This is a genomic window from Aestuariivirga sp., from assembly GCF_047600585.1.
Taxonomy (GTDB): domain Bacteria; phylum Pseudomonadota; class Alphaproteobacteria; order Rhizobiales; family Aestuariivirgaceae; genus Aestuariivirga.
The window spans coordinates 1,609,347-1,629,463 of the sequence record NZ_JASGKP010000001.1 but is presented as its reverse complement, the minus strand read 5'-3'; the positions used below and the strand labels follow the sequence as shown (position 1 = coordinate 1,629,463).

The window sequence follows — 20,117 nt, the reverse complement described above, 5'->3', positions numbered from 1 at the left end:
CGGGGCACAAGCCCCTGTCATGAGCGAAAAATACCTGATTACGACGGCCATTCCCTATGCCAATGGCGCCCCGCACATCGGCCATGCCTACGAGCGCATCGCCACCGACGTGATGGCGCGCTTCAAGCGCCTCGATGGCGCCGACGTGTTCTTTGTCACCGGCATGGACGAGCATGGCCAGAAGATGCAGCAGACGGCGGCCCGCGAAGGGCTCTCGCCGCAGGGCCTTGCCGACCGCACCGCCGCCCAGTTCGAGGCCATGGGCGATCTCCTCAACGCCCGCGCCGACGACATCGTGCGCACCACCTCGCAGCGACACAAGGACTCCGTCACCGAGATCTGGAAGCGGATGGAAGCCAATGGCGACATCTATCTCTCCAAGTATTCCGGCTGGTACTCGGTGCGCGACGAAGCCTATTACGGCGAAGACGAGATCGAGGAACGCGAAGGCAAGCGCTATTCGCTGAAGACCAATACACTGGTGGAGTGGGTGGAAGAGGAGAGCTACTTCTTCAAGCTTTCGGCCTATGCCAAGCCGCTGCTCGAGTTCTACGCCAGGAACCCGGACTTCATCGTGCCCGAGCAATACCGGAACGAGATCATCTCGTTTGTGGAGCGTGGCCTCAACGATCTTTCGGTGAGCCGCACGACGTTCGACTGGGGCATACCGGTGCCGGGCGCGCCCAAGCACGTGATGTATGTCTGGGTCGATGCACTCACCAACTACATCACCTCGACGGGCTTCCCCGATCCAAGCGCGCCGAAGGCTGCATTCTGGCCGGCGTCGGCCCATGTCATCGGCAAGGACATCACCCGCTTCCACGCCATCTACTGGCCTGCCTTCCTCATGTCGGCGAAGTTGCCGGTACCGAAGCAGATCGTGGTCCACGGCTTCCTGTTCAACAGGGGCGAGAAGATGTCGAAGTCGACGGGCAACATCGTTTCGCCTTCCGACCTTGTTGAACGCTACGGCGTCGATCCGGTGCGCTACTTCTTCATGCGCGAAGTGCCCTATGGCTCTGATGGCTCCTACAGCCACGAGGCCATCATCGGCCGCATGAACGCGGAACTGGCGAACGACCTCGGCAACCTCGCGCAGCGGTCGCTCTCCATGATCAACAAGAACTGCGGCGCCAAGGTGCCGGTGCAGGGCCCGCTTTCGGAGGCCGACACCGCGATGCTCGATGCCGCCAAGGGCCTGCTTGCCGAGGTCCGTGCCCAGCACAAGGCCTATGCCATTTCGAAGGCGATGGACGCGGTGTGGAAGGTGGTGGCCGATGCCAACCGCTATTTCGCGGGGCAGGAGCCCTGGGCCCTGAAGAAGACCGATCCCGCCCGGATGGAAACGGTGCTCTACGTCACCGCCGAAGTGCTGCGCCGCGTGGGCCTGCTGATCCAGCCGTACGTGCCTGCATCCGCCGCGAAGCTGCTTGATCTTCTGGCCGTGCTCGAAGGTGCGCGCCGCTTTGCCGACTTCGATGCGGCGCTCGTCTCCGGTACGGCGCTTCCGGCACCGGCGCCGGTGTTCCCGCGCTATGTCGATCCCGAAGCGGAGACGGCAAAGGGATGAGCGCCATGCGCGTCATCGACAGTCACTGCCATCTCGATTTTCCGGGGATGGCGGAAAAGCTTTCCGGCATCATGGAGCGGGCGGAGGCGGCTGGTGTCGGCCTCATGCTGTCGATCAGTTCGCGCGTCCGCGCCTTTCCCAACCTGCTGAAGATCGCGGAAGCCTATCCGCACGTCTACTGCACGGTGGGCACGCATCCTCACAACGCCCATGAGGAACTCGATGTGCCCGTCTCGGAGATCGTGCGGCTCACCGCGCACCCGAAATGCGTCGGGATCGGCGAGGCGGGCCTCGACTATCACTACGACCTGTCGCCCCGTGACGCGCAGATGACCGGTTTCCGAAATCACATCGCCGCCGCGCGCGAGACCGGCCTGCCGCTCGTCATCCACACGCGCGAGGCGGAAGACGACACCGCCCGCGTGCTGGAAGAGGAAATGCGCAAGGGCGCCTTCAAGGCGGTGCTGCATTGCTTCACCTCGCAGGAGTGGCTCGCCCACAAGGGGGTGGAGCTCGGTCTCTATGTCTCCTTCAGCGGCATCCTCACCTACAAATCGGCGGAGAACCTGCGAGTCACGGCGCGAGCTTTGCCGGAAGACCGCATTCTGGTCGAAACGGATTCGCCCTACCTTGCGCCCGTGCCCCATCGCGGCAAGGACAATGAACCCTCCTTCGTTGTGAAGACGCTGGAACACCTCGCCGCGGCGCGTGGCGCCGACGTCGCCCACATGGCAAAGGTGACGAGCGACAACTTCTTCCGCCTCTTCAGCAAGGTGCCGAAGCCTGCAAGCTATGGCGGGGCATCTGCATGAGCCTGCGCATCACCATTCTCGGCTGCGGCTCGTCAGGTGGCGTTCCCCGCATCGGCAATGAATGGGGTGACTGCGATCCGTCCAACCCGAAGAACCGCCGCCGCCGCTGCTCGGTCATGCTGGAGCAGACAGGTGCCGGCGGAACAACGCGGGTCATTGTCGACACCTCGCCCGACCTCCGCGACCAGATGCTGACCGCCGGCATCGGGGAGATCGATGGGGTCTGGTTCACCCACGAACACGCCGATCATACGCACGGGATCGACGAACTCCGCGTCTTCTTCCTGCGCTCCCGCCGCAAGGTGCCGGTCTGGGCCGATGCGCCCACCACGGCCGTGCTGATGTCGCGCTTTGCCTATTGCTTCGCCTCGCCGGAGGGCAGCGACTATCCGCCCATCCTCCGTCACCACGCCATCGTTGCGGGTGAGCGCTTCGGCACCGAAGGGGCAGGGGGCATGCTTTCCGCCCTGCCGTTCAACATGCAGCACGGCAACATCAAGGCCCTCGGCTTCCGGATCGGCGACATCGCCTATTCGCCTGACGTGAATGACCTCGACGAGGACGCCGTGGCTGCCCTTCAAGGCCTCGACATCTGGATCGTGGACGCCCTCCGGCGCACCCCGCATTCCAGCCATTTCAGCCTGCCCGAAACCCTGGCCTGGATCGACCGGATCAAGCCCCGGCAGGCGATCCTGACCAACATGCATATCGACCTCGATTACCAAACCTTGTTGCGTGAACTCCCATCCCACGTGAAACCGGCCTATGATGGGCTGGTGATCGAATCCTAACTCTTACCTCCTGGAGGATTCTTCATGTTCACCCGCCGCCTTGCAAGCCTTGCGCTTGCGCTTTCCGTGGCCTCGCTGGCCGCCGCCGCGCCATCCTTCGCCCAGACGGCCTGCGCCCCCGAAAAGCTGAATGCCTCCCTCGACCAGTTCGCCCGCGAGCCCTTCAGTGCTGCAAGCTGGCGCCAGTTGAACGGCCTCGGCGCCCCCCAGGTCGATCCCGACAGCCCCTTCAACGGAAGCTATGCCGCCACCGACACCTGGCGCAAGACGACCGCCGAACTCGCCCCCGACATGCCCGAGCTTCAGGACGTGCCCTACGAGTGCCGCATGGGATATCCGCTCGAGGTCCTGAACCAACGCGTCGGCAAGCTGGGCAAGACCGATCCCTACATCAAGCAATGGCTGAAGGCGCAGGCCCGCGTGCTCAAGGCCTGCTCGGGCAATGCCACAGAGGCCGATACGGCGCTTCCCGATCCGATCGAGGTGAAGCCGGAACTGGCGCAGATGCAGTCCGACGATCGCGCCTATCAGGCCGCATCGGTGGCCTTCTACGGCCAGGACAAGACCAAGGCCGTGCAGCTCTTCAAGGCGATCGGCGCCAGCAACTCGGTGCACAAGGCCGCCGCCCGCTACAACGTGGCGAACCTCCTCGCCAATGCCAAGAACCTGACGGAAGCCCGCGCCGAAGCGGCCGCCATCCTCGCTGATCCGTCGCTCGCCTCCGTGCATGGCATCACCAAGGCGCTGCAAGGCTACATCGCCAATCTTGAAGACACCGCCGAAGGCTGGACCACGCTCATCGACAACACCGTCGATGTCCTGAGCAAGCCTGCCTCCGCCATCACCGCCGATCCGAAGGTACAGGCCGAATATGCTGCCGCGCTCTACGACATCGATTTCGTCGGCGTTCGCGACAAGGAGAGCGACTGGTGGGTGAAGGGCACGCTCCCTGAAAACCCGACCGTCTCGAAGGCGCTCGTCGATGCGAGCCGCAAGCACCCCATGGTGCTGTGGATGATGGCGGGCCAGTCCGTCGACAAGATGTATTCGCGTGCGCCCTGGACCATGGTGGGACCGAAGTGGACGGCGTGGTCAGCGGCCTATGTGGATGGCGCCATGGCGGTGCAGCCTGCAGCCGCAGGCATCACGGGGCCTGCGCGTGACATGATCGACGCGCTCAAGACCGGCAGCGACGACGCCAGCCGCGCCGCCCTCTGGGCCAAGGTAAAGGCCGCCGCCGACAAGGTGCAGACCTCCTGCGGTGACGCGCCCGAAGCGGCCGCCATCACGGAACTGGCCGCCCAGGCAACGCGCGCCTCGGTGATCGCCGGCAAGTTCGATGAAGCCTATGCCGGCCTCAAGGACCTGCCGATCACCGGCTCTGTCGGTTACGTCGACATCATCCTGCCGAAGCTGATGCAGAGCGTTCTCGCCACGGGGAACGCGGAGGAGGGGCGTCGCCTGCGCGATGCCCTCGTCACGCCCGCTCTCATCGACGGCATCAACAAGCGCCAGGACTACGACCGCGATGCGACGCTCGCGAACCTCAGCGGCTTCCTCGGCTGGGTGGCCGAAGATCAGGCGAAATTCCTGGAGGCGGTGAAGCTCAGCAACGCGAAGCTCTCGCACCCGGTGCTGAACCTGCTGCCAGCGGCCACGCTGCGCAAGCTCGCCGACGACGCAACCTTCGCGCCCGAACAGAAAGCGCTCCTGCTGCGCGCCGCCTGGACCCGCGACTATGCCCGCGGCCGCACGCCGAAGAAGGCCGACACGGAAGCCATGCTCGCCGCCAATCCGGAGGTGAAGACGGCCTACGAGGCGGTGAAGACGGAGTTCCCGAAACTGCGCGCTGATCGCCAGTGGACGTTAACCATCCTCCGCAATCCGCGCTTCGGCATCTTGGTTAATTCTCCGGACTGGACCGACCCCATCGAGTCCACCAAGCGCGAGTCCTTCGCCGAGATCGACAGCTACGATCACAACGACAAGAACTGGTGGTGCCCGCTGGAGACCGACCGTCACCTCGGCGCCATCCGCAAGCGCTTCGACGATGACGCCGGCCTGACCGCCGTCAAGGACTACAATGCCGACGACCTGAAGCCCGTGCTCGAAGACACCGCCGTTGCCAATGCCGACACGGCGCGTGACGGCTTGCTGAAGGCCCATGCCATGGTCAAGGCCGTGGACTGGTCCGAGGCCGGCAAGCTGGCCAAGGCGCCTCAGGCGCCACGGCTGTTAACGCAGGCGGCCATCCGCTGGGCCAAGGCCACCAAGGACGGTGCTGCGGAAGCCCTGGGGCGCGCCAATCAGGTGGTGCGCTACGGCTGCAACTGGCACGGCGGCCACAAGGCGTACTCGAAGCCGGCGCAGGAGATGTTGCAGAAGCGCTTCGCAGACACGTCCTGGGCCAAGCAGACGCCGTACTGGTTCGACTGCCTGAACAACGAGTGGGACGACCAGGGCAACAAGGTTGCCACCTGCAAGCCCCGGGAATGGCCGAAGCAGGCACCGCTGCGCTGAGGCCAACAGGGAGCGCTCTGGCAATCCGTCAGGGCATCAGGCTATGTCTTTGATGGGGGCACGTTTTCAGGCCTTTGGCCCGGTCTCATGCCTGCATCAGAATATTCCATAATATATATTATGCGAATGGCGCCATGGGAGGCGCGGATCGCGACAGGATACCGTCATGGCCACCTCCACCACGCCCCCCGAACCCTCGCCAGAGACGCCCGGGACGCCTGAGACTACTGAGCGCCTTGACCCCACCACGCTCGATCCCCGCGACATCGGCACGCTCCGGGCGATCATGCAGGCGCTGCGGACACCGGTGACGGGCTGCCCATGGGACCTTGAGCAGGACTTCGCGTCCATCGCGCCATACACCATCGAGGAGGCTTACGAGGTCGCTGACGCCATCGCGCGCGGCAACCGCGCCGATCTCTGCGACGAGCTCGGCGACCTCCTCCTCCAGCCCGTCTACCACGCCCAGATGGCCGCCGAGGAAGGCAGCTTCACCTTCGACGACGTGGTCGAGGGCGTCGTCCGCAAGATGATCCGCCGCCACCCCCATGTTTTCGGTGATGAGCAGGCCCGCTCCGGCGGCGTCGCCAAGGGCTTCTGGGAGGCCAACAAGGCCAAGGAGCGTGCCGCGCAAGGCAAGGCACCCGATCGCGTGCTGGCAGGCGTGCCGCTGGCCCTGCCGGGTCTCACCCGCGCCCAAAAGCTGCAGGCCAAGGCGGCCAAGGTGGGCTTCGACTGGCCGCACGTGGACCACGTCTACGACAAGATCAGCGAAGAGCTGAGCGAGCTGAAGGACGCCCCTGAGGAGAAACGCGCCGAGGAGCTGGGTGACCTGCTCTTCGTTCTCGCCAACCTCGCCCGTCACTACGGCATCGACCCGGAGGCAGCGCTGCGTGGCGCGAATGCGAAGTTCGAGCGCCGCTTCGCCCATATCGAGGACGCCCTGAAGGCCAAGGGCAAGACACCAGCCCAATCCGATCTCGCAGAGATGGATGGCCTGTGGAACGAGGCCAAGGCGAAATGCCTGTGACCCGCCTTCAGAGGAAGAGCGCCAGCCCCACGCCGCTCACCGCAATCACGATCGCCGCCACATAGAGGCGGTAGGTGGTGAAATAGCGCGCCACCTGCACATGGTCTGGCTGCCGGATGTCGAGCAGGCGGAACAGCACGATGCACATCAGCGCAATCGACAGCAGCAGGGTGAAGGCCACCGCCCGGTCGGCATTGGTAAACACGGTAGCGCGGCCCTCGTCTTCCGTCGCCCAGCTGGCGAGGAAGTTCAGGATGAAGCCCATGATGATGCCGATCGAAGTCACCATCGGCTGGCGAAGGGGTGCTATGTCCCGTGGCTTCGGTTCGCTGCTCATGCGGTCCTCTCCCTTGCTCCTCAGCCGAGGTTGCTCATGCCAGCTTGCTCATGGCCCGGCCGAACATGGCCTTGGCCTGGCCTGCCCTGTCCTCGTCCATGCGCACCTCAATCCGGATCTTGCCGTTCTTCTGGTCCTTGCGCGAGATCACCTCACCGCGGCGGTGCAGCCAGGCCAGCCCCTTGCCGTCGTCAGGCGCCACGGTGACGGAATAGATGTCCGCCGTCCGGCTGAGACGCTCTTCGACACGCGCCAGCAATTCCTCGACACCTGTGCCATCCACCGCCGAGACCAGCACGCAGTCCGGCCGCCGCGCCGCCGAGGCTTCATACTTCGCATATTCCAGCCCTTCGAGTTGGTCGGCCTTGTTCCAGACCTCGATCATGTGCTCCCGCCGGTCCTCGCTGATACCGAGTTCCTCGAGCACGCTGAGCACGTCCTTGGCCTGCGCTTCCGTTTCATGATGGCTGACATCGCGCACGTGCAGGATCACGTCTGCGGCCACCACCTCTTCCAGCGTGGCGCGGAAGGCGGCGATGAGTGCGGTCGGCAAGTCGGAGATGAAGCCCACCGTATCGGAGAGGATCACCTTGCGGCCACGCGGCAGCGTCATCACCCGCATGGTGGGATCGAGCGTCGCGAAGAGCATGTCCTTGGCCAGCACCTGCGCGTTGGTCAGCCGATTGAAGAGCGTGGACTTGCCGGCGTTGGTGTAGCCAACGAGAGCGACCACCGGATACGGCACGCGCGAGCGCCCTGCCCGGTGCAGCCCGCGTGTCTTCACCACATCTCCAAGCTGCTTCTCCAGACGCGCGATGCGTTCCTGAATGAGGCGGCGGTCGGCTTCAATCTGGCTTTCACCGGGGCCGCCGAGGAAGCCGAAGCCGCCGCGCTGCCGTTCAAGGTGGGTCCACGAGCGGACGAGACGGCTCTTCTGGTAGCGGAGATGGGCAAGTTCGACCTGCAGCGTGCCCTCGCGGGTGGAGGCGCGCTCGCCGAAGATTTCGAGAATGAGCCCGGTGCGGTCCAGCACCTTGGCCTTCCACGCGCGTTCGAGATTGCGCTGCTGGATGGGCGAGAGCTGGGCATTGACGATGACGAGCCCGGCATCGCGTTCGGCCACGATGGTGGCGATTTCATCCACCTTGCCGCTGCCGATGAGAGTTGCAGGCTTGGGCGTGGCGAGCGGAACGATGAGGGATTGCGCCACCAGCAGGCCGATGGCCCTGGTGAGACCGAGTGCCTCTTCGAGCCGGGACTCGGCCGAGCGCGCGTGTTCGGTCGCGGGGGATTTGGGTTCCACGTGGACGACAACGGCAACACCGGTTTGACCGGTATGGGCTTCTCCGTCGCCGATCGTGACGGACCGCGCCCTGGCGGGCTTACGTGAACTCAAGAGCCACCGCTTTCATCATCGAACAGGCTGATGGGAGCCCCCGGCATGATCGTTGAGATCGCATGCTTGTAGACAAGTTGCGACACGCCATCGCGGCGCAGAAGCAAGCAGAAATTGTCAAACCAGGTGATGATGCCCTGCAGTTTGACGCCATTCACAAGAAATACCGTCACCGGCACCTTGGACTTGCGCACATGGTTGAGAAAGGTGTCTTGCAAATTCTGGGGCTTGTCTTGGGCCATTGGTTCCCTCCGCCTCTTTTGTTTATTCTTGCCACCCAACGCCTGCCCTGACTACCATAATCGCAAAGCAGGCAAAAGATACCATCAGAGCGTGTGCTACTGGGGGAGTTCCCCGGCCTCCTCCTCGCGGGATGCAAGCCCCAGCATCTTGATCTTGCGGTGAAGCGCCGATCTTTCCATGCCGATGAAGCCGGAGGTGCGGGAAATATTGCCTCCGAACCGCGACAGCTGGGCCGCGATGTAGTCACGCTCGAAAACCTCCCGCGCCTCGCGGAGCGGCATGGTGAGCAGGTGCTCGCCACTGAAGCTGCCGTTGCCTGTCTGGGTGGTTTCGGCGGGGAATGTGGCAGCGGTGATTTCGTCGTGTCCCTCGCCAGCTGCGAGGATCATGATCCGTTCAACGTTATTGCGGAGTTCGCGCACGTTGCCGGGCCAGTCGCGGGTTTGCAGCAGGGCAATGGCATCGTCGGCGAAGCGCCGCGTGGCCTGGCCCGACGCGGCCGAATAGCTCTTGGCAAAGTGTTCGATCAGTCCGGGAATGTCCTCTCGCCGTTCCGAGAGCGCCGGCACACGCACCGGCACGACGCTGAGGCGGTGATAGAGATCCTCGCGGAAGGTCTGGGCCACGATGGCCGCCTGCAGGTCGCGGGCCGTCGATGACAGGATGCGCACATCCACCTTCACCTTCTTGGTGCCACCCACCCGCTGGAACGTCTGGTCCAGCAGAACGCGCAAGACCTTCGCCTGGGTTTCGAGCGGCATGTCGGCCACTTCGTCGATGTAGAGCGTGCCGCCATGGGCCTCTTCAAGGGCGCCAACGCCCTGCCCGCCGGTATCACCCTGCTCCACCCCGAACAGGCTTTCCTCAAGACGTTCCGGCGTCATGGTCGCGGCACTGAGGACAACGAAGGGACCATTGGCGCGCGTCGACATGGCATGCAGCGTGCGCGCGACGAGTTCCTTGCCCGAGCCCATCGGCCCCATGATCATCACGCGGCTGTTGGTGGGTGCGATTTTTTTCAGCGTCTGCTTCAGCGTCTTGATCGCTGCCGATTGCCCGATCAGCTCGGCATCGAAGCCGCTGCGGCCCTTCAGCTGCTCGTTCTCGCGCTTCAGCCGCAGGGTTTCGAGCGCCCTGCTCACAACCAGCAACAGGCGGTCGGAATTGAACGGCTTCTCGATATAGTCATAGGCGCCGCGCTTGATGGCTGCGACCGCGGTTTCGATGTTGCCATGACCGGAGATGATCACCACGGGCAGGTCGGGCACACGCTGCTTCAGTTCCAGCAGAAGGTCGAGACCATCCAGCTTCGATCCTTGCAGCCAGATATCGAGCACGACCAGTGATGGCCGCCTCTGCGAGACCTCGGCAAGGGCCGCATCGGAATTGTGCGCAAGCCGGGTTTCGAAGCCTTCGTCCTGCAGAATGCCGGAGATCAACTCGCGGATGTCTGCTTCGTCATCGATGATCAGTATGTCGGCAGCCATGTTAACTCAACGCATCCTCAACAGGTGTATGTTGCAGAACATCAATGGACGGGAAATTCAGCGTCACGCATGCGCCCTGCCCGGCAGGTGAATCAGACAGCGACAGCGTTCCGCCATGCTCCTCCATGATGCGCTTGACGATTGCAAGCCCCAATCCCGTCCCCTTCTCGCGCGTCGTCATGTAGGGTTCGGCGAGGCGGTGACGGTTCTCCTGCGGCAGACCAATGCCATTGTCGATGACCGACAGGTACGGCGCGCCGTTCTTCATGCCGTAGCTCACGATGATGTGCCCCTGCTCGATCTCGTTGGAGGAGATTCGGGGCTCGATCGCCTCGCGGGCATTCTTCACCAGATTGGTCACGGCCTGTGTCACCAGGCGGCGATCGAAGGCGAAAATCGGCACGTCGCTCTCGGCGCGGATCTCGATCCGGGTATCGGCGGCGGAGACACGCTGCAGAACCGTGGCGTCCGAAACCACATCCTGAAGCCGGTTCGGCTCCGGCGCAGCTTTCGGCATGCGCGCGAAAGACGAGAACTCGTCGACGATACGGCCAAGGTCGCCCACCTGCCGGATGATGGTGTCGGTGCATTGCTCGAATACCGCCTTGTCGGAGGTGATCTCCTTCAGGTACTTGCGCTTCAGCCGTTCCGCTGACAGCTGGATCGGCGTGAGCGGGTTCTTGATCTCGTGGGCGATGCGGCGCGCAATGTCGGCCCAGGCGGAATTGCGCTGCGCCGAAACGAGGTCGGTGATGTCGTCGAAGGTGATCACGAAGCCATGCTCGGCATCATCCGAGCGCTCCGTCGTAATTCGCACGAAGAAGCTCTTTTCACGCCCCTCTGCCACCACGTCCACCTGCCCTTCAGCCGAACCCGAGGGGCGGGACTTCGCCAGTTCGAAGAGCTTCGCGAATTCCGGCGTGCTGTCCGCAAGCGAGGTGCCCACAAGATCACCTTCCATCTTGCCGAGAAGATACATGGCCGAACGGTTGACGATCGAAATGCGGCTGCCGGGATCAACACCGATCACGCCGGCACTGACGCCCGAGAGCATCGCTTCCGTGAAGCGGCGGCGCGTATCCAGCTGCTCATTGGTATAAACGAGCTGGTCGCGGTGAAGCGCGATCTGGTCCGTCATCATGTTGAAGGTGTTGGAGAGGGTGACGAGATCTCCCGGGCCGTCGACGGTTGCCACCTTGGCGCTGAAGTTGCCGCGTGCCACGTCCCTCGCGGCATTGAGCAACCGGACAATGGGCGCCACGAGATTGTCAGCGAAGCGCAAGCCCGCCCAGATCGCTGCCAGAAGGAACACGAGCGCCACGAGCGCATAAACGAGGCCGAATGTCACCTGCACGCCGGCCCTCTGCTGCAGCATGCGGTCGTATTCCGCCTTGGCATCGCGGGTCTTTGTGAGTTGGTCGATCACCACCGGCGAGATCAGGCGGTAGATGTAAAGATAGACGTTGTCGTAGCCTTGCAGCTTGACCATGGCGCGGACCACGTTGCCGCCCCGTCCTGGCTGCATGACCACGGCATCGCCACCCTTCGCCTTTTCCAGATTGTAGTCCTCCGGCGCGATGAAACGGATGCGGTCGTTCGCGGTGACGCTGACGTCAATCCGCTTCGATGCGGGATCGAAGACAAATACGCCGGCGAGATTCCGGAGTGCCGCATGCCGCGCCACCCGGCGGACAAAGGCCTGGCGGTCGTTCTTGTAAAGGTCCGTCTGCTGCGAGAGGTCCTGTGATATTCCGGCGAGGTCGTTGCGGGTGGCTTCGCCGGCATTCGTGAGATAGGCCTCGGCCACGGTCGTCGCGGTGTCGACGATATTGCGGGTACGTTCGGAGAACCACGCATCGAGGCCTCGGTTCAGAGTCACAGCGGCGAAGGCGGCAACGAGCAAGGCAGGCGCAACGGCGACGATGGAAAACAGCCCCACAAGGCGAAGGTGAAGCCCGGCACCAGCCGTGCCCCGCGCCCGCTCCCGCAGCAGCTGGATGAGCTGGAAGCCGACGAGCAGCGCCATCAGCACCACGACCGTGACGTTGGTGACCAGGAACCAGGATATGACTTCGTCGTTCGGCCGGATCGGCGTCATGCCGGTCAGGACGAGGAAGGTCGCAAGGCCGACGACCATGCCGGCCACCACCAGCACGAGGGCCGCCACAGCCGTGTACCCGCTGATGCGGGCAGGAATGGACTGTTCGACGAGGCGGCGCAGCTGCATGGGCGCCAATATGCGCCAGACTGTGGCGGGAATTCAACAGATGATGTTGCCGAAAAGATACGGTCGCCGTGTGGTGCCGCTTCTGGCGTTACATTAACTGGAGCTCATAATGCCCCGCATCGGAACGACTTTCCGCTCCCGCAACTTCGACCGCAACGTGTTGCGGTTGATGCCGAGAAGGTCGGCGGCGCGCAGCTGATTGCCATGGGTGGCCGCAAGGGCCGCCCGCAGCAGCGGCGGCTCGATCTCCGCGAGGATGCGCTCGTAGAGGCCGGCCGGCGGCAGGTTCTGGCCGAAGCTGGCGAAGTATTGCGCGAGGTGGCTCTCCATGAAACTCGGCAGGTCCTGGCCCTGTGGCGCCTGTCCGGCATTCGCAGCATGGGGCTGGACCGGCGGCATGCTGGCGAGCTCGCGCTCCACCGCCGCCAGCGGGATGACATCATCCACCTCCATGGCGAGCAGGCGCTTCATCAGGTTCTCAAGCTCGCGGACATTGCCCGGCCAGCGGTGAGTCATGAGCCGCGTCAGGGCATCGGGCGCGATCTCCTTGCGCGGCAGGCCATCCTTTTCGGCCCGGGCGAGGAAGTGCCGGACAAGATCGGGAATGTCCTCGGTGCGCTCACGGAGCGGCGGCAGTCGAAGCGGCACGACGTTCAGGCGGTAGAACAGGTCTTCGCGGAAGAGACCCTGATTGATCAGCTGCCGCAGGTCACGGTGGGTCGCACAAATGATGCGCACGTTGGTCTTGATCGGCGTGGTGCCACCAACCGTGGTGTATTCACCCTGCTGCAGCACGCGCAGCAGCCGTGTCTGGGCCTCCAGCGGCATATCGCCGATTTCGTCGAGGAACAGGCTGCCGACCTCGGCCTGCTCGAAGCGGCCGGCCATGCGCGTCGCGGCCCCGGTGAAGGCGCCCTTCTCGTGGCCGAAGAGTTCGGACTCGATCAGTTCGCGCGGGATCGCCGCCATGTTGAGCGCAACGAAGGGTCCCTTCTTGCGCTTGCTGAAATCATGGAGCGCGCGGGCCACCAGTTCCTTGCCCGTGCCGCTTTCGCCAACGATGGTGACGGTGAGGTCGGTCTGGGTCAGGCGGGCAATGAGGCGGTAGATATCCTGCATCGCCGAGGAGCGGCCAATGATTGGCAGTGGCTCGCCCTGCACCGAGGGCGCGGGCTTTGCCGCCTTGGCGGATTGATCGAGGGCGCGCGCCACCGTCTGCACAAGCGCCGTAAGGTCGAAGGGCTTCGGCAGGTAGTCATAGGCGCCAAGTTCGGCCGAACGGATCGCCGTCATGATGGTGTTCTGCGCGCTCATGACCACCACCGGCAGGGTCGGGCGCATCTTGCGGATGCGCGGCAGCACGTCGAAGGCGTTTTCGTCCGGCAGCACCACGTCGGTGACCACGACGTCGCCCTCTCCTTCACTCACCCACCGCCAAAGCGCGGCGGCCATGCCGGTTGCCCGCACCGTGAAGCCGGCGCGGGTCAATGCCTGGGTGAGCACAGTGCGAATGGCACTGTCGTCATCGGCGATAAGAACGGTACCACTGGCCATGGTCAGCGAGTCTCCAGATTGAGAGGGGCGTTGTCTGCGGAAGGCGTGAGCGGCAGGAGCACGCGGAAGGTCGTGCCCTTGTGCTGCCGGGGTTTGCATTCGACCACGCCCCCGTGGTCACGAACGATCTTGGCAACGAGCGCAAGGCCGAGGCCCCTGCCCGAACGCTTGCTGGATACGAAGGGCTCGAAGATGTGCGGCAGCAATTCATCGGGCACGCCGGGGCCGGTGTCATGCACGCAGACTTCAAGCGGCAGAGAAATGCGCTCGCTCGATCCGGCAACGGAAAGGCGCACACCGGGGCGGAAGGCCGTGGTGAACAGCAGCTCCCCCGACCCTTCCGACAAGCGCATCGCTTCGAGCGCATTCTTCGCCAGATTGAGGAAAACCTGTACGAGCTGGTCGGAACTGCCGTGCACGGCGGGAAGCGACGGATCATATTCCTCACGGATCGTCACGCCGTCGAGGCCGCCTGCGACCATCAGTTGCTTCACGCGGTCCAGAACCACATGGATGTTGACGGGGCGCCGCTCCAGCGGACGCTCGTCGGAAAAGACTTCCATCTGATCGACGAGCTGGCGGATGCGGTCTGTCTCATCACAGATGAGGCGCACAAGGCCGCGGTCCGCGTCACCCAGCGATGGCTCCAGAAGCTGAGCCGCGCCGCGAATGCCGGCGAGAGGATTCTTGATCTCATGGGCCAGCATCGCCGCCATGCCGGATACGGAGCGGGCCGCACCCTGATGGGAAAGCTGCAGATCGAACTTCTGCGCCATGGAACGCCGCAACAGCATCATCATCACGAAGCGGCCATCGTCACCGATGGGGGCGGTCTGCATGTCGACAATGCGTTCGCCACCGAGGCGCGGCGTACCGACGCCGATTGCATATTCATTCACGACGCCCACGCTCTCGCGCACCTTCTTCACCGATTGCAGGGCGGGGCTTGAGAACGGCACCAGTTCCGAAATGCTCAGGCGCGTGAGAACCGTCGAACTCGCCTGGAAGAAATCCTCAGCGGCCGTGTTCACGGCAACGACGCGGTCATAGGCATCAAGAACCACGAGCGGGTTCGGCAGCGCATCCACGACCAGGCGAAGGTCGGGCGGCACGGTGGTGATCTCGGCAAGCGCACCCATCACGCGGCCTCCTCTTCGCCCAGGATTCGGGCATATGTTTCACGAATGCCGCGCGCGACGCGGGCGTTATCCTTGTCGGAAAGAAGCGTGGCGCGAAGGCCTGCATGGACCTCGCTGTCGAGCACGCCGCGAAGTTCCAGGCGCGACAGCGTCCAGCCCAGATGCTTGCGGAAGGTCTTGTTGCCGAGAGCCTGCCCATAGAGCCTCAGCGTCTCGTCCTGATGCCAGAGCAGAATGTCGCGCTCTTCCTCGAGCGAAGGTTCGTCGCGGCCGGAGCCCGGCTCCAGTTCATTCGCGACAACGCCCGGCCACCAGGGGCGGCCATAGCAGGAGCGGCCGAACATCACGGCATCGGCACCGGATGCGGCCATCATGGCGCGGGCATCCGCAGCCGTCTCCCCGTCACCGTTGGCGACGAGCGGAATGGTGATCGCCTCGCGCACGGCCCGGATCGCCGGCCAGTCGGCCTTGCCGGTGTAGAACATGCAACGGGTGCGGCCGTGCACGGTGATCATCTGCGCGCCCGCCTCCTGCGCGCGGCGCGCGAGCTCCGGAGCATTCAGCGTGTCATGGTCCCAACCGAGCCGCATCTTCACCGTCACCGGAACCCGCGAAGCACCGACCGTCGCTTCGATCAGCTTCACCGCGTGATCGAGATTCCGCATCAGCGCCGAACCCGAGAGACCACCCGTCACCTGACGCGATGGGCAGCCCATGTTGATGTCGATGATGTCGGCCCCGAGATCTTGCGCAAGGCGCGCGCCCTCGGCCATCCAATGCTCTTCGCGGCCTGCAAGCTGAATGACGAAAGGAGATATCTTCTGGCTGCCCTGAGCGCGGCGCACCATGTCCGGACGTTCGCGGAAAAGCGCATCGCTCGCCACCATCTCGGAAACGACAAGTCCCGCCCCATGCGCGTGCGCAACCGTGCGAAAGGCTTCGTCGGTCACACCCGACATGGGAGCGAGGAACACGGGATTGCGGAGCCGGACAGGTCCGATAGAGATGCTCATAAATTGTGCAGTACTTATTGACGTTCAAGTTTTGTGCAGAATACGATGTTGCGTTGCACCGTCAACGAAAATCTCATGTCCTCCAGCTTCCCTTGACGGTGCGCACTGGCTATTCCGTTAGACATGTCAGTGGCAGCGGTCATCGTTGCGGGCGGCAGCGGCCTGCGCGCGGGGGGCGAAATCCCCAAACAGTACCAGTTGATCGGCGGAAAACCCGTGATTCGCTGGACACTTGAGGCTTTCCTGAGCCACCCGAACGTGAGCTTTGTCCAGCCCGTGATCGGCCAGGGGCATGAGCATTTCTTCGCCGAGGCGACCCAGGGGATGGATATCCCCAAACCGGTGACCGGGGGGGCCAACCGGCAGGATTCCTGCCGTCTGGGGGTGGAAGCGCTCGCCGGGATCAAGCCCAACCGGGTTCTGATCCATGACGCCGCCCGGCCCTTCATTTCCCATCAGGTGATCAGCAACGTCATTGCCGAGCTGGACCGGGGCGACGCCGTGATTCCCGGCCTGCCCGTGGCCGACACCATGAAATTCGCGCCCGGCGGCGTAATCGAGCGCACCGTCGACCGCGGCTCCATGTGGTTCGTGCAGACGCCCCAGGGCTTCACCTTCGACAAGATTCTCGAGGCCCACCGCCGCGCCGCCCGCGAAGGCCAGATGGGTTTCACCGACGATGCCGCGGTTGCGGAATTCGCCGGCATGCCCGTCCGCATCACCGCCGGCGATCAGGCCAACCGCAAGCTGACCACCTCGCACGATGTGCGCACCGCCGACAGCGAAGTCTCGGCCAAGCTCTTCGTGGAGCGGCCGGATGTACGCAACGGCCAGGGCATCGACTTCCATGTCTTCGAGCCGGGTGATGCGGTGACGCTCTGTGGCATCAGCATTCCGCACACGGCGAAACTCAAGGGCCACTCCGACGCGGACGTGGCCATGCATGCACTCACCGACGCGATCCTCGGCGCTATCGGCGAGGCCGACATCGGCAAGCACTTCCCGCCGAGCGACCCGAAGTGGAAGGGCGCTGCGTCATCCATCTTCCTGTTGAAGGCGGTCGAACTTCTCACCGCACGCAAGGGCATCATTGCCAATGCCGACATTACCATTCTTGCAGAAGCGCCAAGAGTGGGGCCGCACATCGCCGCGATGAAAGCGGTGCTGGCGCCCCTGCTCCAGGTCTCTGCCGACCGCATCGCCATCAAGGCCACCACGACCGAAGAGATGGGCGCCATCGGCCGGAAGGAAGGGATCGCCGCCTTCGCCACCGCTACCGTGCGCCTGCCGCTCTGAGCGCGCCATGAGCCTCGCGCAGGACATCGTCACCGCCTATACCGCCCGCGGCTGGATGATCGCCACGGCCGAAAGCTGCACGGGCGGACTCGCCGCCGCCGCCATCACAGACATTTCGGGATCAAGCGCCGTGCTCGACCGCGGCTTTGTCACCTATTCCAATGCCGCCAAGGTGGAGATGCTGGGCGTGACCCCTGTCACGCTTGATGCACATGGTGCGGTCTCGGAAGAAACAGCGCGTGAGATGGCGGCGGGGGCTCTCGCCCATTCGGCAGCGCACGTCGCCGTCGCGATCACGGGAGTTGCCGGTCCGAGCGGCGGAACGGCGCAGAAGCCTGTCGGCCTCGTCCATTTCGCTTGTGCCGTGAAAGGTCGCGGCATCACCCATGTGGAGCGCCGCTTCGGGCCCTTGAGCCGCGCGGAGATCCGCAGCGCCTCGGTCGATCAGGCGCTGGAATTGCTGATCGCCGCCCTGCGCTGAATGAGCCGCGCCCGCTCTTCGAAGGCGGCCATCACCTTCTGTACCGCCATGGGCATCAGGCCGCCCGCCGCCAGTTGCATCAGCGCACTGCGGAAGGCGTAGTCGATGCGGATGGCGATATCGGAGTCGTTCCCCACCGGGGTGATCTTCCACTGCGCCTCGATGGACCGGAACGGCGGCTCGGTCGAGATCGCCCGCACGGTGCGGGCCTCGCGGCTCACCTCCACGCGGCTGGTGAAGGATTCCGACAGCCCAAGCTTCGGATAGGCAATCGAAAGCTCTGCCGCGAAGGTTTCCCCGCCGGGGATCGGTGTCCGCGCACTGCGGATGACAGACCGCTGCATCAGCGGCAGGAAATCCCGGTAAGCTGCCACATCCGACGCCACTTCATAGGCGATGTCGGGCGGAACGGTGACGCGCTTCGATGTCTGGAAGACCGGCATCAGGCCTTGCCGGCCCGGGCGGCGCGGAGTCGCGCGAAGTCGTCGCCCGCATGGTGCGACGAGCGTGTCAGAGGCGAAGCCGACACCATCAGGAAACCTTTCGCATAGGCAATCGTCTCGAGGGACTTGAATTCATCCGGCGTCACGAAACGGTCGATGGGTGCGTGCTTTCGAGTGGGCTGCAGGTATTGCCCGATGGTGATGAAATCGATGTCGGCGGAACGCATGTCGTCCATCACCTGCATCACCTGCTCACGCGTTTCGCCGAGACCCACCATGATGCCCGACTTGGTGAACATGGTGGGGTCGAGGTCCTTCACCTGCTGCAGAAGGCGGAGCGAATGGAAGTAGCGCGCCCCCGGCCTGATCTTCAGATAGAGGCCGGGCACGGTTTCGAGATTGTGGTTGAACACGTCCGGCTTCGCCGCCACGACTTTCTCAAGCGCCCCATCCTTCTTCAGGAAGTCGGGCGTCAGGATTTCGATGGTGGTGTCGGGCGAGGCCGCGCGGATCGCCTTGATCACGCGGACGAAGTGGTTGGCGCCGCCGTCATCGAGATCGTCGCGGTCCACCGAGGTGATGACGGCATGGGAGAGGCCCATGCGGGCCACGGCATCCGCCACGCGCTCCGGCTCGCCCGCATCGAGTGCATCGGGCAAACCCGTGCGTACGTTGCAGAAGGCGCAGGCCCGCGTGCAGGTGTCGCCCATGATCATGAAGGTGGCGTGCTTCTTGGTCCAGCACTCGCCGATGTTGGGGCAGCTTGCCTCCTCGCAGACGGTGACGAGCTTGTTGTCGCGCACCAGCTTCTGCGTCTCGTGGTAGGTGGCGGAACCCGGCGCCTTCACGCGGATCCATTCCGGCTTGCGCAGGATGGGCGTGTCGGCCTTGTGGGCCTTTTCCGGGTGGCGTGGCCGGGTTCCGCCGCTGTTGTCGATCAGTGTTGCCATCGGAGGCTCAGGCACGTCCCTTGATGGCGCGATAGACGAAGATCAGCACACAGGCGCCCAGGATGGCGACAACGAGCTGTCCGATCAGGCCGCCGAGGCCGATGCCGATGAGGCCGAGAAGCCAGTTGCCGACGATGGCGCCGACAATGCCCAGGATGATGTTCATGATGAGTCCGGTGTCGAACTTCATCACCTTCTCTGCGATCCACCCGGCGAGTCCGCCGAGGATGATCTGCATGATGATTCCATAGCCTTCCATTGTGGTCCCCTTCCCTCGTTAGCGCCTGGAGCCGCGGAACAGCTTCAGCACGGTGAGCAGGATAATCGCACCCGCAGCCGAAACAAGCAAATTGCCCCAGAACCAGCCGTGGAAGATCTCGCCCAACTGGATATCAGCCTTGCTGGCGATGAAGAAGCCGATCCACGAGCCGATCAAACCGATGATCAGGTTCATGATCAGGCCATGGTCAGAGCCTGTGAACTTCTCGGCGAGCCAGCCCGCCAGAATGCCGATCAGCACCGTGCCCCAGAAGCCGACGCCGCCCAATTGCATGATTTGGTCCATGTGTGTCCCTCAGGTCAGGATGTGGGCAATGATCATGACGATCACCGCACCGATGGTGGCCGTGACGATGTCGCGGCCGATTTCGTTCTGGATGCCAAGGCTGATCTTGGCCCGCTGCAACACATAGGAGCCCACGAAGGAGCCCAAAACGCCGCTCACCAAATATTGCAGGAAGCCGCCATGGCCGCCGGTGACGAAGCTTGCCAGCCAGCCGGCAATGAGGCCGATCAGGATGGCAATCAGGATGTTCTTTGTGTCCATGG

20 protein-coding genes are annotated in these 20,117 nt (G+C 63.9%); 7 read left to right on the top strand and 13 right to left on the bottom strand.

Going from position 1 to position 20,117, the window contains the following annotated elements; genetic code table 11:
• The first annotated feature begins 19 nt into the window (after positions 1–19).
• The 5 genes from metG (at position 20) to mazG (ending at position 6,723) form a co-directional block, all read left to right on the top strand.
• On the top strand, positions 20–1,570 hold the full coding sequence (metG, locus tag QM801_RS07955; RefSeq protein WP_415018676.1) for a methionine--tRNA ligase: 1,551 nt from the start codon (positions 20–22) through the stop codon (positions 1,568–1,570).
• Complete coding sequence (locus QM801_RS07950) at positions 1,567–2,382, top strand: TatD family hydrolase (protein ID WP_415018675.1); 816 nt, start codon at positions 1,567–1,569, stop codon at positions 2,380–2,382. Before metG ends, QM801_RS07950 begins: the two co-directional genes overlap by 4 nt.
• Positions 2,379–3,173, top strand: a complete 795-nt coding sequence (locus QM801_RS07945; RefSeq protein ID WP_415018674.1) for an MBL fold metallo-hydrolase — start codon at positions 2,379–2,381, stop codon at positions 3,171–3,173. Before QM801_RS07950 ends, QM801_RS07945 begins: the two co-directional genes overlap by 4 nt.
• Before the next feature lie 24 nt (positions 3,174–3,197).
• Entirely contained in the window at positions 3,198–5,693 is a 2,496-nt protein-coding gene (locus QM801_RS07940; RefSeq protein WP_415018673.1) for a hypothetical protein, read from the top strand.
• Positions 5,694–5,859: 166 nt separating this feature from the next.
• Entirely contained in the window at positions 5,860–6,723 is an 864-nt protein-coding gene (gene mazG / locus QM801_RS07935; protein WP_415018672.1) for a nucleoside triphosphate pyrophosphohydrolase, read from the top strand.
• Between the two features lie 7 nt (positions 6,724–6,730).
• Here mazG and QM801_RS07930 read toward each other — a convergent pair whose 3' ends face one another.
• From QM801_RS07930 to dusB, 8 genes are all read right to left on the bottom strand, one after another.
• Positions 6,731–7,060: a hypothetical protein gene (locus tag QM801_RS07930; RefSeq protein ID WP_415018671.1), complete on the bottom strand. Its 330-nt coding sequence runs from the start codon at positions 7,058–7,060 to the stop codon at positions 6,731–6,733.
• A gap of 34 nt (positions 7,061–7,094) precedes the next feature.
• A complete protein-coding gene (hflX, locus tag QM801_RS07925; RefSeq protein ID WP_415018670.1) occupies positions 7,095–8,456 on the bottom strand; it encodes a GTPase HflX in 1,362 nt (453 codons plus the stop codon).
• Positions 8,453–8,698, bottom strand: a complete 246-nt coding sequence (gene hfq, locus QM801_RS07920) for an RNA chaperone Hfq (protein WP_415018669.1) — start codon at positions 8,696–8,698, stop codon at positions 8,453–8,455. Before hfq ends, hflX begins: the two co-directional genes overlap by 4 nt.
• Before the next feature lie 96 nt (positions 8,699–8,794).
• Positions 8,795–10,186, bottom strand: a complete 1,392-nt coding sequence (locus QM801_RS07915; RefSeq protein ID WP_415018668.1) for a sigma-54-dependent transcriptional regulator — start codon at positions 10,184–10,186, stop codon at positions 8,795–8,797.
• Position 10,187: 1 nt separating this feature from the next.
• Positions 10,188–12,413: an ATP-binding protein gene (locus QM801_RS07910; protein WP_415018667.1), complete on the bottom strand. Its 2,226-nt coding sequence runs from the start codon at positions 12,411–12,413 to the stop codon at positions 10,188–10,190.
• Between the two features lie 93 nt (positions 12,414–12,506).
• Positions 12,507–13,967 (bottom strand): nitrogen regulation protein NR(I), encoded by a 1,461-nt coding sequence (ntrC, locus tag QM801_RS07905; protein WP_415018666.1) that lies wholly within the window; start codon positions 13,965–13,967, stop codon positions 12,507–12,509.
• A 2-nt stretch (positions 13,968–13,969) separates the two neighbouring features.
• Positions 13,970–15,106, bottom strand: coding sequence for a two-component system sensor histidine kinase NtrB (locus QM801_RS07900; RefSeq protein WP_415018665.1), 1,137 nt, complete (start codon positions 15,104–15,106; stop codon positions 13,970–13,972).
• Entirely contained in the window at positions 15,106–16,119 is a 1,014-nt protein-coding gene (gene dusB, locus QM801_RS07895) for a tRNA dihydrouridine synthase DusB (protein WP_415018664.1), read from the bottom strand. The genes QM801_RS07900 and dusB overlap by 1 nt, the downstream gene beginning before the upstream one ends.
• A gap of 123 nt (positions 16,120–16,242) precedes the next feature.
• On the opposite strand from dusB, the gene QM801_RS07890 reads away from it, so the two are divergent.
• On the top strand, positions 16,243–17,415 hold the full coding sequence (locus tag QM801_RS07890) for a bifunctional 2-C-methyl-D-erythritol 4-phosphate cytidylyltransferase/2-C-methyl-D-erythritol 2,4-cyclodiphosphate synthase (RefSeq protein ID WP_415018663.1): 1,173 nt from the start codon (positions 16,243–16,245) through the stop codon (positions 17,413–17,415).
• A 7-nt stretch (positions 17,416–17,422) separates the two neighbouring features.
• Positions 17,423–17,896 carry a CinA family protein gene (locus tag QM801_RS07885; protein ID WP_415018662.1) on the top strand — a complete coding sequence of 158 codons (474 nt, stop codon included), beginning with the start codon at positions 17,423–17,425 and terminating at the stop codon, positions 17,894–17,896.
• On the opposite strand, the gene QM801_RS07880 is transcribed toward QM801_RS07885, so the two are convergent.
• The 5 genes from QM801_RS07880 to QM801_RS07860 are packed head-to-tail and all read right to left on the bottom strand — an operon-like array spanning position 17,860 to position 20,115.
• The gene (locus QM801_RS07880; RefSeq protein WP_415018661.1) at positions 17,860–18,339 is read right to left on the bottom strand and encodes a type II toxin-antitoxin system RatA family toxin; all 480 of its coding nucleotides are present in this window, start codon (positions 18,337–18,339) and stop codon (positions 17,860–17,862) included. The genes QM801_RS07885 and QM801_RS07880 overlap by 37 nt on opposite strands.
• On the bottom strand, positions 18,339–19,289 hold the full coding sequence (lipA, locus tag QM801_RS07875) for a lipoyl synthase (protein ID WP_415018660.1): 951 nt from the start codon (positions 19,287–19,289) through the stop codon (positions 18,339–18,341). The genes QM801_RS07880 and lipA overlap by 1 nt, the downstream gene beginning before the upstream one ends.
• A 7-nt stretch (positions 19,290–19,296) precedes the next feature.
• The gene (locus QM801_RS07870) at positions 19,297–19,548 is read right to left on the bottom strand and encodes a GlsB/YeaQ/YmgE family stress response membrane protein (protein WP_415018659.1); all 252 of its coding nucleotides are present in this window, start codon (positions 19,546–19,548) and stop codon (positions 19,297–19,299) included.
• A gap of 18 nt (positions 19,549–19,566) precedes the next feature.
• Positions 19,567–19,854 carry a GlsB/YeaQ/YmgE family stress response membrane protein gene (locus QM801_RS07865; RefSeq protein WP_415018658.1) on the bottom strand — a complete coding sequence of 96 codons (288 nt, stop codon included), beginning with the start codon at positions 19,852–19,854 and terminating at the stop codon, positions 19,567–19,569.
• Between the two features lie 9 nt (positions 19,855–19,863).
• Positions 19,864–20,115: a GlsB/YeaQ/YmgE family stress response membrane protein gene (locus tag QM801_RS07860; RefSeq protein WP_415018657.1), complete on the bottom strand. Its 252-nt coding sequence runs from the start codon at positions 20,113–20,115 to the stop codon at positions 19,864–19,866.
• Positions 20,116–20,117: the final 2 nt, after the last annotated feature.

Bases quoted from the DNA above. Each gene is read 5' to 3' on its own strand.
- metG (WP_415018676.1), top strand. From the start codon at position 20: ATGAGCGAAAAATACCTGATTACGACGGCCATTCCCTATGCCAATGGC.
- QM801_RS07950 (WP_415018675.1), top strand. From the start codon at position 1,567: ATGAGCGCCATGCGCGTCATCGACAGTCACTGCCATCTCGATTTTCCG.
- QM801_RS07945 (WP_415018674.1), top strand. From the start codon at position 2,379: ATGAGCCTGCGCATCACCATTCTCGGCTGCGGCTCGTCAGGTGGCGTT.
- QM801_RS07940 (WP_415018673.1), top strand. From the start codon at position 3,198: ATGTTCACCCGCCGCCTTGCAAGCCTTGCGCTTGCGCTTTCCGTGGCC.
- mazG (WP_415018672.1), top strand. From the start codon at position 5,860: ATGGCCACCTCCACCACGCCCCCCGAACCCTCGCCAGAGACGCCCGGG.
- QM801_RS07930 (WP_415018671.1), bottom strand. From the start codon at position 7,060: ATGAGCAGCGAACCGAAGCCACGGGACATAGCACCCCTTCGCCAGCCG.
- hfq (WP_415018669.1), bottom strand. From the start codon at position 8,698: ATGGCCCAAGACAAGCCCCAGAATTTGCAAGACACCTTTCTCAACCAT.
- QM801_RS07915 (WP_415018668.1), bottom strand. From the start codon at position 10,186: ATGGCTGCCGACATACTGATCATCGATGACGAAGCAGACATCCGCGAG.
- QM801_RS07910 (WP_415018667.1), bottom strand. From the start codon at position 12,413: ATGCAGCTGCGCCGCCTCGTCGAACAGTCCATTCCTGCCCGCATCAGC.
- ntrC (WP_415018666.1), bottom strand. From the start codon at position 13,967: ATGGCCAGTGGTACCGTTCTTATCGCCGATGACGACAGTGCCATTCGC.
- QM801_RS07900 (WP_415018665.1), bottom strand. From the start codon at position 15,106: ATGGGTGCGCTTGCCGAGATCACCACCGTGCCGCCCGACCTTCGCCTG.
- dusB (WP_415018664.1), bottom strand. From the start codon at position 16,119: ATGAGCATCTCTATCGGACCTGTCCGGCTCCGCAATCCCGTGTTCCTC.
- QM801_RS07890 (WP_415018663.1), top strand. From the start codon at position 16,243: ATGTCAGTGGCAGCGGTCATCGTTGCGGGCGGCAGCGGCCTGCGCGCG.
- QM801_RS07885 (WP_415018662.1), top strand. From the start codon at position 17,423: ATGAGCCTCGCGCAGGACATCGTCACCGCCTATACCGCCCGCGGCTGG.
- QM801_RS07880 (WP_415018661.1), bottom strand. From the start codon at position 18,339: ATGCCGGTCTTCCAGACATCGAAGCGCGTCACCGTTCCGCCCGACATC.
- lipA (WP_415018660.1), bottom strand. From the start codon at position 19,289: ATGGCAACACTGATCGACAACAGCGGCGGAACCCGGCCACGCCACCCG.
- QM801_RS07870 (WP_415018659.1), bottom strand. From the start codon at position 19,548: ATGGAAGGCTATGGAATCATCATGCAGATCATCCTCGGCGGACTCGCC.
- QM801_RS07865 (WP_415018658.1), bottom strand. From the start codon at position 19,854: ATGGACCAAATCATGCAATTGGGCGGCGTCGGCTTCTGGGGCACGGTG.
- QM801_RS07860 (WP_415018657.1), bottom strand. From the start codon at position 20,115: ATGGACACAAAGAACATCCTGATTGCCATCCTGATCGGCCTCATTGCC.